Here is a 14,358-nt window from a genome sequence, read left to right as displayed (position 1 = left end):
TCCGGGAGATGCGGAAGGTGTGGGAGGTGCGGCAAGACACCCCTTGCGACCCCTCCAGGTTAGTCAGCCCCCGTACGCCCCGCTCGCCGTCAGCCGCAGGGCCGTGTCGATCATGGGGACGTGGCTGAAGGCCTGGGGGAAGTTGCCCACCTGGCGCTGGAGCCGCGGGTCCCACTCCTCGGCCAGCAGGCCCAGGTCGTTGCGGAGCGACAGCAGCTTCTCGAAGAGGCGCCGGGCCTCGTCGACGCGGCCGATCATCGCCAGGTCGTCGGCCATCCAGAACGAGCACGCGAGGAAGGCACCCTCATCGCCCTCCAGGCCGTCCACGCCGGCTTCCTCGCCCGCCGTCGGGTAGCGCAGGATGAACCCGTCGGAGGTCGACAGCTCGCGCTGGATCGCCTCGATGGTGCCGATCACCCGCTTGTCGTCCGGCGGCAGGAACCCCATCTGCGGGATCAGCAGGAGGGAGGCGTCCAGCTCCTTCGACCCGTAGGACTGCGTGAACGTGTTGCGTTCCTTGTCGTAGCCCTTCTCGCACACGTCCTGGTGGATCTCGTCGCGCATCTCGCGCCACCGCTCCAGCGGCCCGTCCGCGTCCCCGCTCTCGATCAGCTTGATCGTGCGGTCCACGGCCACCCACGCCATCACCTTGGAGTGCACGAAGTGCCGGCGCGGGCCGCGCACCTCCCAGATGCCCTCGTCGGGCTGGTCCCAGTGGGTCTCCAGGTAGCGGATCAGCTTGAGCTGGAGCAGCGAGGCGTAGTCGTTGCGGGCCAGGCCGGTCATGTGGCCCAGGTGCAGGGCCTCGGTGACCTCGCCGTACACGTCGAGCTGGAGCTGGCCGGCGGCGCCGTTGCCGACCCGGACCGGGCCGGAGTTCTCGTAGCCCGGCAGCCAGTCGAGCTCGGTCTCGCCGAGCTCCCGCTCGCCCGCGATCCCGTACATGATCTGCAGGTTCTCCGGGTCTCCGGCCACCGCGCGCAGCAGCCACTCGCGCCAGGCGCGGGCCTCCTCGCGGTAGCCGGTGCGCAGCAGCGAGGAGAGGGTGATGGCGGCGTCGCGGAGCCAGGTGTAGCGGTAGTCCCAGTTGCGGCTGCCGCCGATCTCCTCCGGGAGGGAGGTGGTGGGCGCGGCGACGATCCCGCCCGTGGGGGCGTACGTGAGCGCCTTGAGGGTGATCAGCGAGCGGATCACCGCCTCCCGGTAGGGGCCGTGGTACGTGCACTGCTCGACCCAGTCGCGCCAGAACTCGGTGGTGGCCTCCAGGGCCTCCTCGGCCTCGGGCGGCTGCGGCGGCTCCTTGTGTGAAGGCTGCCAGCTGATGCAGAAGGCCTTCCGGTCGCCCGGCCCGACGGTGAAGTCGGAGTACGTCGTCAGGTCCTTGCCGTACGTCTGCACCTCGGTGTCCAGCCAGACCGAGTCGGGGCCCGCCACGGCGACGGTCCGGTCGTCGACCCGGTGCACCCAGGGCACGACCCGGCCGTAGCTGAAACGCATGCGCAGGGCGGAGCGCATGGGGACGCGCCCGCTGATGCCCTCCACGATGCGGATGATCTGCGGTGCGTGATCCTCGCGGGGCGGCATGAAGTCGATCACACGGACCGTGCCGCGCGGGGTGTCCCACTCGGACTCCAGGACCAACGAGTCCCCGCGGTAACGGCGCCGGGTGGCACGCGGGGCCTCGGCGCCGGCCGGGAACGCCGGGCCGATCCGCCAGAACCCGTGTTCCTCGGTGCCGAGAATGCTCGCGAAGACGGCATGGGAATCGAAACGTGGCAGGCAGAGCCAGTCCACCGCCCCGTCCCGGCAGACCAATGCCGCGGTCTGCATGTCGCCGATCAGTGCGTAATCCTCGATGCGCCCGGACACGTTGCATCTCCAGTCGAACAGCCACGTCCGCCCCGAAGGGCGCTTGCATTGCGCGATGCCGCGGATTCTCCGGTGATGTGGAGCGCCGCGTCCAGCCCATGATTCCGGAACCGGACGGGTTACGCCGTTCGCGGGGCCGCTCGGCGGGGATGTGATCGAGATCCGAGCAGGACAAAACGGCACCCTAGTGATCCTCGTCAGCTTGGGGACAATGAGGTTCGGCCGAACGGGTGAGCGTCGGCGATACCGCGGTGACCGACCCCACGGACATCGTCCCGGGCCTCCCTCGCACGCCTCTCGGACGCTCCTCGGACCTCCCTCGCACGCCCCCGCCGCGTGGCCGGAGGCGGACCGGCCCGGGCGCTGATAGGCTGGTATCCCGTGGACCGGTGGTCTGCCTGTGCAAATCAGGAGCCCCGAAACCGCAGCTTCGGCGCCCCCTGAGACCCTTCGGTTCGATGGTGGCCGGCGCCGGACGCACCTCACCTCGCGACCACGGGAGCCCCCTCTTGGCGAAGCCGCCCGCTGCTTTTCGGAACAGCACAGCCATGACGACCAAGCACATCTTCGTCACCGGGGGTGTCGCTTCCTCCCTCGGCAAGGGCCTGACGGCCTCCAGCCTGGGTGCGCTGCTGAAGGCGCGCGGTCTTCGGGTCACGATGCAGAAGCTCGACCCGTACCTGAACGTCGACCCGGGCACGATGAACCCGTTCCAGCACGGTGAGGTGTTCGTCACCAACGACGGCGCCGAGACCGACCTGGACATCGGCCACTACGAGCGCTTCCTGGACGTCGACCTCGACGGCTCGGCGAACGTGACGACCGGGCAGGTGTATTCGCAGGTCATCGCCAAGGAGCGGCGCGGCGAGTACCTCGGTGACACGGTGCAGGTCATCCCGCACATCACCAACGAGATCAAGCACCGCATCCGCCGCATGGCGACCGACGACGTCGACGTCGTCATCACCGAGGTCGGCGGCACGGTCGGTGACATCGAGTCGCTGCCGTTCCTGGAGACGGTCCGCCAGGTCCGCCACGAGGTGGGCCGCGACAACGTCTTCGTCGTGCACATCTCGCTGCTGCCCTACATCGGCCCCTCCGGCGAGCTGAAGACCAAGCCGACCCAGCACTCGGTCGCGGCGCTGCGCAACATCGGCATCCAGCCCGACGCGATCGTGCTCCGCGCCGACCGTGAGGTCCCGACCTCCATCAAGCGCAAGATCTCGCTGATGTGCGATGTCGACGAGGCGGCGGTGGTCGCGGCGATCGACGCCAAGTCGATCTACGACATCCCCAAGGTCCTGCACACCGAGGGCCTGGACGCGTACGTCGTGCGCAAGCTCGACCTGCCCTTCCGCGACGTCAACTGGACGGTGTGGGAAGACCTGCTGGACCGGGTCCACAACCCCGACCACGAGGTCAAGGTCGCGCTGGTCGGCAAGTACATCGACCTGCCCGACGCCTACCTGTCGGTGACCGAGGCCCTGCGCGCCGGCGGGTTCGCCAACAGGGCCCGCGTGCAGATCAAGTGGGTCACCTCCGACGACTGCAAGACGCCGGCGGGTGCGGCGGCGCAGCTGTCCGACGTGGACGCGATCTGCGTGCCGGGTGGTTTCGGTGACCGTGGTGTCAACGGCAAGGTCGGCGCGATCACCTACGCCCGCGAGAACAAGATCCCGCTGCTCGGCCTGTGCCTGGGCCTGCAGTGCGTGGTCATCGAGGCGGCGCGGAACCTGGCGGGTATCGCGGACGCGAACTCCACCGAGTTCGACGCCGCCACGCCGAACCCGGTGATCTCCACGATGGAGGAGCAGCTGGCCTTCGTCGAGGGCGCGGGTGACCTGGGCGGCACGATGCGTCTGGGCATGTACCCGGCGAAGCTCGCCGAGGGCTCGATCGTGCGCGAGGTCTACGGCGACCAGGCGTACGTGGACGAGCGCCACCGTCACCGCTACGAGGTCAACAACGCCTACCGCGGTGAGCTGGAGAAGAAGGCCGGTCTGGTCTTCTCCGGTACCTCCCCGGACAACAAGCTCGTCGAGTACGTGGAGTACCCGCGCGAGGTCCACCCCTACCTGGTGGCCACCCAGGCCCACCCGGAGCTCCGCTCGCGCCCCACGCGCCCGCACCCGCTCTTCGCGGGTCTGGTCAAGGCGGCCGTGGAGCGGCAGCAGGCCGCGAAGTAGTCGTATGGCACATACCGTAGACAGCCGGGGTACGGAGATCCGTACCCCGGCTGTCGCGCGTTGTGGAGGGCTTCGGGGCATGTCGGGCATGGAGATCAAGGACACGTCGGAAACCTGGGAGACGCTGTCGACCCAGCGGCCGTTCCAGGGCGCGAAGACGGCGGTTGCCTCCGACGAGGTGCGGATGCCGGACGGATCCGTGGCCCGTCGCGACTACCAGGTGCACCCGGGATCGGTGTGCGTGCTGGCCCTGGACGACGCGGGGCGGGTACTGGTGCTGAGCCAGTACCGGCACCCGGTGCGGCGGCGGCTGTGGGAGCTCCCGGCGGGGCTGCTGGACGTCGTGGGGGAGAACCCGCTGCACGGGGCGCAGCGCGAGCTGCAGGAGGAGGCGCACGTCAAGGCCGAGGACTGGCGGGTGCTGGCCGACTTCTACGCGTCCCCGGGCGGCTCGGACGAGGCGACCAGGATCTTCCTCGCGCGGGGGGTCTCCGAGGCGGACGGCGAGCGCTACGCGGAGTCCGGGTCGGAGGAGGCGGACATGGAGGTGACCTGGGTCCCGCTGCCGGAGCTGGTACGGGGTGTCCTGGCGGGCGAGCTGGGCAATCCCGGGCTGGTCACGGGGGCGCTGGCCCTCTCGGCGGCCCTGTCCTGTGACCCGCCCCTGTCCTCCCTCCGGCCGGCGGACGCCCCCTGGGGGGCCCGCCCGTACGAGGCGTAGCCCCTCCGGGTCCGCGGGTCCGCGGGTCCCGGGTCGCCTCAAGCGCCGGCGGGGCTGGGGGTTGCCGGTGCGGCGGGTTGGGGTGTCGGCCTGGACTGCATGATTTAGGCGCCCTGTGCCCGACTCCGACAGGGCGCGGCTTTCTTGTGCGCCACAAATCACGCTTTACGTCCCGGCCGACACCCCACCCCGTCCCCGTCCCCGGCCCTGGCCGGCATCTTCCCGACCCCGGCCGCTTTCAGCCGTCCGGCGTTTGAGGACCGGGGTCTGGGGCGGAGCCCCAGGTCTTTTCAGCCCGTCCGGCGTTTGAGGACCGGGTCCGGGCAGGGCCCGGGGGCCCACCCAGCCCCGCCGGCGTTTGAGGCGCGGGTCCGGGCGGAGCCCGGGGAACGGTGGAAGGGCGGGTAGGGGACTTCGCCCCGCAGGGCCCGCCCGCACGCGCCCACCGGGCCCCGCGCCGGGACGGCAGAGGCGGCGGCCCCGACCGGCCACCGCCGGCCGGAGGCTGGCGCAGCGGGGCGAAGCCCGCGCAGCGGTGCGCGTTCCGCGTCAAGAAGGTGCCGCGGGGAGAAGGAAGTAAATCTGCCCATCCGTTGATCCGATCGGGCGATTTGTCCGCCGCGCTCCACCCTGTCCGTCGCTCTGCGTGAACTACGCTCGCAATCCGAAGGCAGCGAGAGGAGCGGATCCGTGACGGATTTCGTCGGGCGGCGGCGTGAGCTCAAGGAGCTCCGCGAGGACATCGCGCGAACCGGGCTCGACACCCTCTCCGGCCGTAAGGCCAAGTCCCCGCGGGCCAGGGTGCTGCTCGTCGCCGGGCGCCCGGGCTCCGGCCGGACGGCCCTCGCCGAGGCGCTGGTGCGGGAGATCGCCGAGGAGTACCCCGACGGGGTGCTGAGGGTCCGCCTCACCGCCCCCACGGGCGAGAGCGTCGCCACCGAGCGTGCCGTCCGCACCCTTCTGGAGGGACTCGGGCAGCCCACCCCGCCCGGCGCCGGGGAGGACGATCTCAGCTCCGCCCTGCGCACGGCCCTGGCCGACCGCCGCATGGTGCTCCTCGTCGACGACGCCTCCGACCCGCACCAGGTCGACGCCCTGCTGCCGGACACCCCCGAGTGCCTGGTCGTCGTCACCTCGGAGGGCCCCCTGACCGGGATTCCGGATGTCCGCCCCTGCACCCTCGGGGGCCTCGACACCCCCTCGGCCGTCCGCATGCTCGTCCAGCGCATCGGCGACATCCGCGCGGCCAACGACCCGCGCGCGGCCGAGGCCCTCGCCGAGGAGTGCGGCGGACAGCCCGCCGCGCTCGCCCTGGCGGGCGGCTGGCTCGCCGCACGCCCCAAGGCTTCGGTGGCGGACGTGGGCAAGCAGTTGCACGACATGCCCGCCGGCGTCGGCGGGCCGCTCGCCAGAGCCTTCAGGCTCGTCTACGAATCCCTCCCGCAGCCCGCCCAGCGGACCCTGCGGCTCCTTCCGCTCGCCCCGGCCGGCCTCGTCGACTCCCATGTCGCCTCCGCCCTGGCCGGCTGCTCCGTGGCCGCCGCGCAAGCGACCCTGGAGGACTTCGCCGCGCTGGGCCTGCTGAGGCCCGCCCACGACGGGCTGTACCTGCTGCCCGGCTGCCTCGCGCCGTTGCTCCAGGCCCTGCTGGAGGCCAAGGAGCGGCCCGCCGAGGTCCAGCTCGCGCGGGCCCGGATGCTGGAGCGCACCGTACGGCTGCTGCTGTCCTGCCGGGCCATGGCCGAGCCGGACGAAGACGGGCCCGGCGGGGCGGTGGGGGCGCCGGAGAAGCTCGACGGGGTGCCACGTGCGCTGCGCTTCGCCGACCGGCGGGCGGCGGAGACCTGGCTGAACACCCGGCTGCCCGCGCTGCTGGCCGCCGCCTCGCTGGCGGTGGCCGACGGGGAGCTGGACACCCTGGCACGCAGGTTCGTAGCGGCGCTGGCGCGGGCCCTGTCCGAGCACCGCGGCACCGCGGGTGCCGCGCCCGAGCTGTACGGGCTGCACCGGCTCGTGCTGGATGTGGCCGAGCGGCGCGATCTGTACCGGGAACAGGCGGCCGCGCTGCTGAACCTGGCCGATCTGGACGCCGAGACGGGCCGGACCCGGGAGGCGCTGGACCGGTACCGGGCCGCATTGGACGCGGGAAAGGCGGCGAACGACCCGTACGCGTCGGGCCGCGCGATGGAATCCGTAGGCGGCGCGCACCAGGAGCTGGGGGACTGGCACCGGGCCTCCGACTGGTTCGGCCGGGCCCTGTCCCACGCCCTCGCGCGGGGGGAACGGGCGGACGAGGCGCGGCTGTACGGGCGGCTGGGGAACGTGCACACGTACGCGGGCCGGTACGGGGACGCGCTGCGGAGCTGGCGGGCGGCCTCGGCGGGCTACCGGAAGCTGGCCGATGTCCCGGGCCAGGCAAAGGCGTTGAGTGAGATGGCGCGGATCCAGGAGTACGCGGGGCGGCCCGAGGAATCGCTGCACACCTGCCGGGAGGCCGTGGAGCTGGCGCGGAAGGCCGGGGACCTGCGGCTTCAGGCCGCGCTCCAGGTGCGGCTGGCGGACACGCTGGACCGGCTCGGGGATCCCGCGGCGGCCAGGCTGCACAGGTCCGCGGCCGACAGATTGCTGGGAGATGACCCCGCAGCCTGCGAAATCCGCAGCGTTTCCGACTGAGATTATTGGTTTGCAAGGCTAGACAGCCGCTCATCCTTCATTAGACTGGCTTCACCAGGTCATCCTCTGGTGCATCCCGTTGCGCGTTCTTGTGGACGGGTTTGTATTGAAGTAGCCCGAAACATCCCCTGAGCCAAGGACCGTGAGCCACGATGAAGGTCGGCATCCCCCGCGAGGTCAAGAACAACGAGTTCCGGGTCGCCATCACGCCTGCCGGCGTGCATGAGCTGGTCCGCAACGGCCACCAGGTCTTCGTCGAGCAGAACGCCGGTGTGGGCTCCTCGATCACGGACGCGGAGTACGTGTCCGCGGGCGCCGAGATCCTCGGTACCGCCGACGAGGTCTGGGCCACCGCTGACCTGCTGCTGAAGGTCAAGGAGCCCATCGCGGAGGAGTACCACCGCCTCCGCAAGGACCAGACCCTCTTCACCTACCTGCACCTCGCGGCCTCCCGCGAGTGCACGGACGCCCTGCTCGAGTCCGGCACCACCGCCATCGCCTACGAGACGGTCGAGACGGCGAACCGCGCCCTCCCGCTGCTCGCCCCGATGTCCGAGGTCGCGGGCCGCCTGGCCCCGCAGGTCGGCGCCTACCACCTGATGCGCTCGGTCGGCGGCCGCGGCGTGCTCCCCGGCGGCGTCCCCGGCACCCACGCCGGCGAGTGCGTGGTCATCGGCGGCGGCGTCTCCGGCTGGAACGCCGTGCAGATCGCCGTCGGCATGGGCTTCCACGTGACCCTGCTGGACCGCGACATCAACAAGCTCCGCGAGGCCGACAAGATCTTCGGCACGAAGATCAAGACGATCGTCTCCAACGCCTTCGAGCTGGAGAAGGCCGTCATCGAGGCCGACCTCGTCATCGGCGCGGTGCTGATCCCGGGTGCGAAGGCCCCGAAGCTGGTCACCAACGAGCTCGTCGCCAAGATGAAGCCCGGAAGTGTCCTTGTCGACATTGCGATCGACCAGGGCGGCTGCTTCGAGGACTCCCGCGCGACCACCCACGCCGAGCCGACCTTCCAGGTCCACAACTCGGTCTTCTACTGCGTCGCGAACATGCCGGGTGCGGTGCCGAACACCTCCACCTACGCCCTCACCAACGCCACGCTGCCCTACATCGTGCAGCTCGCGAACCTCGGCTGGGTCGAGGCGCTGCGTCGCGACCCCGCGCTCGCGCTGGGCCTCAACACCCATGACGGCCAGGTCGTTTACCGCGAGGTCGCCGAGGCGCACGGTCTCGAGACCCTCGAGCTGAGCACCCTTCTCGGCTGAGTCGTCAACGACTGACGTCAATCTCACGTATCCGGCCGGACCTTGCTCGCGAGGTCCGGCCGGAGGCGTTTTCGGGGTGGCCCGCGAGGCCGTTCAACTCGCCTCGAACGTAACCCTTTAACCCTTTCGCACACCCGCGAAACTTCCCGGCGACAGCTCGTGCGCCCTTGACAGAGTCGTGTTCGGTTGCCGACACATCGCGGCGGGTCCGGCGGATTGTGTTGCCGCTGAGTGGTGACACGCCATAGAGTCGCCAACCGTCGGCATGGTGCCACGCTGACCTATCGATAAGTGTCCTGGTCACGTCCGAGGAGGTAAGACGACTTGTGAATGAGTCGACATTTGCTCCTGGAGGTGGTCGAGCAGGAGGGCCTGCGCGGGGCCAGGGTCCTGCCGGAATCGAAGCCGTGGGATCCGTAGCGGTCCGCACCTTCGCAAACCACCAGCACATGACGACGCCCCAAAAGAGCATGGACGGCCTAGACGTGAACTCCAGGGCCGGCGACCCGAGCGGCGACAAGCCCGTGGGTTTCGCCGACTACGAACAGGTGCCCGAGGGGCATTTCTACGACCCCGACGCGGAGTACGAGCCCGACCCCGAGTACGCGGCCACTCTCGCCCCCGACGCTGCCCGCCAGCGCCGTGAGCGGATCGGCCCGACCGGAAGGCCGCTGCCGTACTTCCCGATCCCGGGTCCGCTGACCGACCACGGTCCGGCGACGATCATCGCGATGTGCAACCAGAAGGGCGGCGTGGGCAAGACCACGTCGACCATCAACCTGGGTGCGGCGCTGGCGGAGTACGGGCGACGGGTGCTGCTCGTCGACTTCGACCCGCAGGGCGCGCTGTCGGTCGGCCTCGGGGTCAACCCGATGGAACTCGACCTGACGGTCTACAACCTGCTCATGGAGCGGGGCATGTCGGCCGACGAGGTGCTGCTGAAGACGGCGGTCCCCAACATGGACCTGCTGCCGAGCAACATCGACCTGTCCGCCGCCGAAGTGCAGTTGGTCAGCGAGGTCGCGCGCGAGTCGACGCTGCAGCGGGCCCTGAAGCCCCTGCTGCCCGACTACGACTACATCGTGATCGACTGTCAGCCCTCGCTCGGTCTGCTGACCGTGAACGCCCTGACGGCGGCTCACAAGGTCATCGTGCCGCTGGAGTGCGAGTTCTTCGCACTGCGCGGTGTGGCACTGCTGACCGAGACCATCGAGAAGGTGCAGGAGCGGCTCAACCCGGAGCTGGAGCTCGACGGCATCCTCGCCACGATGTACGACTCCCGTACGGTGCACAGCCGTGAGGTGCTGGCGCGCGTCGTCGAGGCCTTCGACGACCACGTCTACCACACGGTCATCGGCCGTACGGTGCGGTTCCCGGAGACCACGGTCGCCGGCGAGCCGATCACCACGTACGCGTCCAACTCCGTCGGCGCCGCCGCCTATCGCCAGCTGGCCAGGGAGGTGCTCGCCCGGTGTCCCGCCGAGTGAGTCTGCCCGGAGCCGACGAACTGTTCCGTACGACCGGGGGGATGGCACTGACGTCCTCCTCGCCGAACTCGGCGCGGGGCGTGGAGCACGCGGCTTCGGCCGCGGAGGGCACGGCGGGAGAGGGTCGCAGCCGGGAGGCTGAGGCCGGCACGGAGCCGGGCGTCGGTCCGCAGCGGCGTCCGCAGGAAGGTTCCGGTAACGCCGTCCCCGCCCCCACCCCCGGTCGGGGGAAGGGGCAGGGCCGGGGTGCGAACCGACGGCCCAGCGGGCGCGAGCGGCACGACGAGAAGATCACGGTCTACGTCTCCGCGGAGGAGCTCATGGACCTGGAACACGCGCGGCTGGTGCTGCGCGGAGAGCACGGGCTCGCGGTCGACCGCGGGCGGATCGTGCGGGAGGCCGTCGCGGTGGTTCTGGCGGACCTGGAGTCGCGGGGCGACGCGAGCATTCTGGTGCGGCGGTTGCGGGGGCGCTGAGTCCTGCGGGGCTTGGGCGGATGGTGTCGGGCGCCCTGCGTGCGGTGCGGGCCCCCAGCGGGGGCGGGTGTGCCGCTGCGCGGGGTGGAGTCCCCGCTGCGACCCTTGCCGCCGCGCGGGGCGGAGTTCCCCTACCCGCCCTTCCACCGTTTCCCCGGGCGCTGCCCGGACCCCGGTCCTCAAACGCCGGACGGGCTGAAAAGACCCTGGGGCTCCGCCCCGGACCCCGCGCCTCACACGCCGGCGAGGCTGGATTCGGCTCCGCCGCGTGGGAGTCTTGGGGGCTGGGCCCCGGCCCGGTCAGATGCTTCCTCCGCACCACCCTGGACCGCGATGCCCCCTTCCGCCGAACCCGGCCCCCCGCCCCGCCGCTCGCTGGGCCGCGGCCCGGGTGCCTCCGTACCGACCCAGGAGGCCCCGGGCGGCCCCGAGGATGCTCCTGAGGGCCCTGGGGCCTCCGGAAGGCCCGAGGGGGCCGAGGGGGCCGTACCGGCTCCCGTAGGGGCCGAGGGGGCCGTTGCAGCTCCCGTAGGGGTTGAGGAGGCCGTAGCGGGTCCCCCAGGGGGCCGTGTGGTGGTTTCCGGGGGCTCTGTCGAGGGTGGGGTGGTGGCTGAGCCCGGTGGGGACGGGCGGTTCACGGTGCATCTCGGGAACTTCGAGGGGCCCTTCGATCTGCTGCTGCAGTTGATCTCCCGGCACAAGATGGATGTCACCGAGGTCGCGCTGTCCGAGGTCACCAACGAGTTCATGGCGCACATCCGTGCCATGGGGCCCGACTGGGACCTCGATCAGACGACCGAGTTCCTCGTCGTCGCCGCCACCCTGCTGGACCTGAAGGCGGCCCGGCTGCTGCCCGTCGCCGAGGTGGAGGACGAGGCGGACCTCGCGCTGCTGGAGGCCCGGGACCTGCTGTTCGCGCGGCTGCTCCAGTACCGGGCGTACAAGCGGATCGCCGAGATCTTCCAGGACCGGGCCGAGACCGAGGGCAGGCGCTACCCGCGCACCGTGGGGCTGGAGCCCCACCTCGCCGAGCTGCTGCCCGAGGTGGTCATCAGCATCGGCGGCGAGGGGCTGGCCCGGCTCGCGGTGAAGGCCATGCAGCCCCGGGCGAAGCCGCAGGTGTACGTGGACCACATCCACGCCCCCCTCGTGAGCGTCCGGGAGCAGGCCGGCCTGGTCGTGGCGCTGCTCAAGGCCCGGGGCGAGGCCACCTTCCAGGAGCTCACCGAGGACGCCGCCGACACCCTGACCGTCGTGGCGCGCTTCCTGGCCCTCCTGGAGCTCTACCGGGAGAAGGCGGTGGTCCTGGACCAGGAGGAGGCCCTGCAGACGCTCACGGTGCGCTGGAGCGGCGGCGACGGGGACGGCATGCCGACGGTGACGGACGAGTTCGACCAGATCGTGGAGGTCAAGGAATGAGTGACGCGGCGGCCCCCGTGGCCGGGCTGGCGTTGAAGCCCGCCCTGGAGGCGGTCCTCATGGTCGTGGACGAGCCGGCGACCGAGGCGCACCTGGCCAAGGTGCTGGAGCGGACCCCGCGCGAGGTCGCGGTGGCGCTGCGCGAGCTGGTGGACGAGTACGAGGTGCAGGGCCGCGGATTCGAATTGCGGCTCGTCGCCGGGGGCTGGCGGTTCTACAGCCGGGCGGACTACGCGCCGGCGGTGGAGGCCTTCGTCCTGGACGGCCAGCAGGCCCGTCTCACCCAGGCGGCGCTGGAGACGATGGCCGTGGTCGCGTACCGCCAGCCGGTCAGCCGGTCGCGGGTCTCGGCGGTCCGCGGAGTCAACTGCGACGGGGTCATGCGCACCCTCCTCCAGCGGGGTCTGGTGGAGGAGGCGGGGACGGAACCCGAAACAGGTGCGATCCTGTACAGGACGACGAACTACTTTCTGGAGCGGATGGGCCTGCGTGGCCTGGACGAGCTCCCGGAGCTCGCGCCCTTCCTCCCCGAGGCGGACGCGATCGAAGCCGAGACGCAAGAGGGTGTTCCGTCGTTCGATCCGGACTCTCCGGATACCGATGAAGACGACAAGACGACGGAACTTTGATGCGAAGCAGCGGCAACGGCAACTCTGGCGGCAACAGGAACAGCGGCGGCGGTGGCGGCGGGCGTGGTGGCTCCCCCCGCGGCGGCTCCTCCAGCGGCGGTGGTGGCTACCGCGGTGGCGGCTCCGGCGGTGGCAGCGGCTCGGGCGGTGGCTCCCGCGGCGGCTCCTCGGGCGGTGGCTACCAGGGTGGCGGCTCCCGTGGCGGCTCGTCCGGTGGCGGCTACCAGGGCGGTGGCAGCTCCGGCGGCGGCTCCCGCGGCGGCTCCTCCGGTGGCGGCTACCAGGGTGGCGGCTCCCGTGGCGGCTCGTCCGGTGGCGGCTACCAGGGCGGTGGCAGCTCCGGCGGCGGCTCCCGCGGCGGCTCCTCCGGCGGTGGCTACCAGGGTGGCGGCTCCCGTGGCGGCAGCTCCGGCGGTGGCTACCAGGGTGGCGGCTCTTCCGGCGGTTACCAGGGTGGCGGCTCTTCCGGCGGCTACCAGGGCGGCAGCTCCGACCGTGACCGCGAGCAGGCCCCCCGCATCCGCAACCCCCGCCCCGAGGAGCGTCGCTACGACGTGGGCCCCGAGGGCGAGCGCAACGGCCGCGGCGGTGCCAAGGCGGGCGGCGGCGGTGCCCGTGGTGCGGCCGACGGCAACCGTGGTGGCGGCGCGCGCGGCGCGGCGGCCCGCGGTGGCGCCAAGGGCGGCCCCAAGACGTCCCGTACCCCGGGCATCGGCGGCGCCGGCGGCCCGCGCATCGGCCCCGGCTCCCGCAGCGGCCAGTCCAAGCCGCGCGAGCTGGAGGCGCGGATCGAGGAGCGCGTGCGCGACCGGTACGCCGACAAGCCCGTGATCAAGACCCCGAAGACCTTCCCGGGCGCCGAGGAGGAGGGTGAGCGTCTACAGAAGGTGCTCGCCCGTGCCGGCATGGGCTCGCGCCGTGCGTGCGAGGAGCTCATCGAGCAGGCCCGCGTCGAGGTTAACGGCGAGATCGTCCTGGAGCAGGGCAAGCGCGTGAAGCCCTCGGACGAGATCAAGGTGGACGGCCTGACCGTCGCCACCCAGTCGTACCTGTTCTTCGCGCTGAACAAGCCGGCCGGCGTCGTCTCCACCATGGAGGACCCGGACGGCCGCCAGTGCCTCGGTGACTACGTCACCAATCGCGAGACGCGCCTGTTCCACGTCGGCCGGCTCGACACCGAGACCGAGGGCATCATCCTGCTCACCAACCACGGTGAGCTGGCCCACCGCCTCACGCACCCGAAGTACGGCGTGAAGAAGACCTACGTCGCCGCGATCACCGGCCCGCTGCCGCGCGACATCGGCAAGCGGCTCAAGGACGGCATCGAGCTGGAGGACGGCTACGCCCGCGCCGACCACTTCCGCGTCGTCGACCAGCTCGGCAAGAACTACCTGGTCGAGGTGACCCTCCACGAGGGCCGCAAGCACATCGTCCGCCGCATGCTGTCCGAGGCCGGCTTCCCCGTCGAGAAGCTCGTGCGGACCTCCTTCGGCCCGATCGAGCTCGGCGACCAGAAGTCCGGCTGGCTGCGCCGCCTGACCAACACCGAGGTCGGCATGCTCATGCGCGAGGTCGGTCTCTAGGCCCCGGCCAGAAGCACGGCCCGTACGGGCCTCCAGAACCCGCGGTG

At 71.3% G+C, this 14,358-nt stretch carries 10 protein-coding genes; 9 read left to right on the top strand and 1 reads right to left on the bottom strand.

The genetic code is table 11. The features are described 5' to 3' along the window. Positions 1–63: 63 nt before the first annotated feature. Positions 64–1,869, bottom strand: a complete 1,806-nt coding sequence (locus tag OG435_RS11830; RefSeq protein ID WP_266876784.1) for a glycoside hydrolase family 15 protein — start codon at positions 1,867–1,869, stop codon at positions 64–66. Positions 1,870–2,417: 548 nt separating this feature from the next. Between OG435_RS11830 and OG435_RS11825 the strand changes: the two genes are divergently transcribed. The 9 genes from OG435_RS11825 (at position 2,418) to OG435_RS11785 (ending at position 14,311) form a co-directional block, all read left to right on the top strand. Continuing rightward, positions 2,418–4,055 carry a CTP synthase gene (locus OG435_RS11825; protein WP_266876783.1) on the top strand — a complete coding sequence of 546 codons (1,638 nt, stop codon included), beginning with the start codon at positions 2,418–2,420 and terminating at the stop codon, positions 4,053–4,055. An 88-nt stretch (positions 4,056–4,143) separates the two neighbouring features. Beyond that, positions 4,144–4,776: an NUDIX domain-containing protein gene (locus tag OG435_RS11820; protein WP_266881652.1), complete on the top strand. Its 633-nt coding sequence runs from the start codon at positions 4,144–4,146 to the stop codon at positions 4,774–4,776. Positions 4,777–5,466: 690 nt separating this feature from the next. Next, complete coding sequence (locus tag OG435_RS11815; protein ID WP_266876782.1) at positions 5,467–7,449, top strand: AAA family ATPase; 1,983 nt, start codon at positions 5,467–5,469, stop codon at positions 7,447–7,449. Positions 7,450–7,601: 152 nt separating this feature from the next. Further along, a complete protein-coding gene (gene ald, locus OG435_RS11810; protein WP_266876781.1) occupies positions 7,602–8,717 on the top strand; it encodes an alanine dehydrogenase in 1,116 nt (371 codons plus the stop codon). A 449-nt stretch (positions 8,718–9,166) separates the two neighbouring features. Then, entirely contained in the window at positions 9,167–10,204 is a 1,038-nt protein-coding gene (locus OG435_RS11805; RefSeq protein WP_243340996.1) for a ParA family protein, read from the top strand. Further along, on the top strand, positions 10,189–10,680 hold the full coding sequence (locus OG435_RS11800) for a hypothetical protein (protein ID WP_266876780.1): 492 nt from the start codon (positions 10,189–10,191) through the stop codon (positions 10,678–10,680). The genes OG435_RS11805 and OG435_RS11800 overlap by 16 nt, the downstream gene beginning before the upstream one ends. 333 nt (positions 10,681–11,013) lie before the next feature. After that, a complete protein-coding gene (locus OG435_RS11795; RefSeq protein WP_266876779.1) occupies positions 11,014–12,099 on the top strand; it encodes a segregation and condensation protein A in 1,086 nt (361 codons plus the stop codon). Next, positions 12,096–12,728, top strand: coding sequence for an SMC-Scp complex subunit ScpB (gene scpB, locus OG435_RS11790; RefSeq protein WP_266876778.1), 633 nt, complete (start codon positions 12,096–12,098; stop codon positions 12,726–12,728). The genes OG435_RS11795 and scpB overlap by 4 nt, the downstream gene beginning before the upstream one ends. Further along, on the top strand, positions 12,728–14,311 hold the full coding sequence (locus OG435_RS11785; protein ID WP_266876777.1) for a pseudouridine synthase: 1,584 nt from the start codon (positions 12,728–12,730) through the stop codon (positions 14,309–14,311). The genes scpB and OG435_RS11785 overlap by 1 nt, the downstream gene beginning before the upstream one ends. The last annotated feature ends 47 nt before the right edge of the window (positions 14,312–14,358 follow it).

Source organism: Streptomyces sp. NBC_01264, from assembly GCF_026340675.1.
GTDB lineage: Bacteria > Actinomycetota > Actinomycetes > Streptomycetales > Streptomycetaceae > Streptomyces.
This window is presented reverse-complemented; position numbering and strand designations above follow the sequence as displayed.

Coding starts and splice junctions, on each gene's coding strand:
- OG435_RS11825 (WP_266876783.1), top strand. CDS start 2,418: ATGACGACCAAGCACATCTTCGTCACCGGGGGTGTCGCTTCCTCCCTC.
- OG435_RS11820 (WP_266881652.1), top strand. CDS start 4,144: ATGGAGATCAAGGACACGTCGGAAACCTGGGAGACGCTGTCGACCCAG.
- ald (WP_266876781.1), top strand. CDS start 7,602: ATGAAGGTCGGCATCCCCCGCGAGGTCAAGAACAACGAGTTCCGGGTC.
- OG435_RS11805 (WP_243340996.1), top strand. CDS start 9,167: ATGACGACGCCCCAAAAGAGCATGGACGGCCTAGACGTGAACTCCAGG.
- OG435_RS11795 (WP_266876779.1), top strand. CDS start 11,014: ATGCCCCCTTCCGCCGAACCCGGCCCCCCGCCCCGCCGCTCGCTGGGC.
- scpB (WP_266876778.1), top strand. CDS start 12,096: ATGAGTGACGCGGCGGCCCCCGTGGCCGGGCTGGCGTTGAAGCCCGCC.
- OG435_RS11785 (WP_266876777.1), top strand. CDS start 12,728: ATGCGAAGCAGCGGCAACGGCAACTCTGGCGGCAACAGGAACAGCGGC.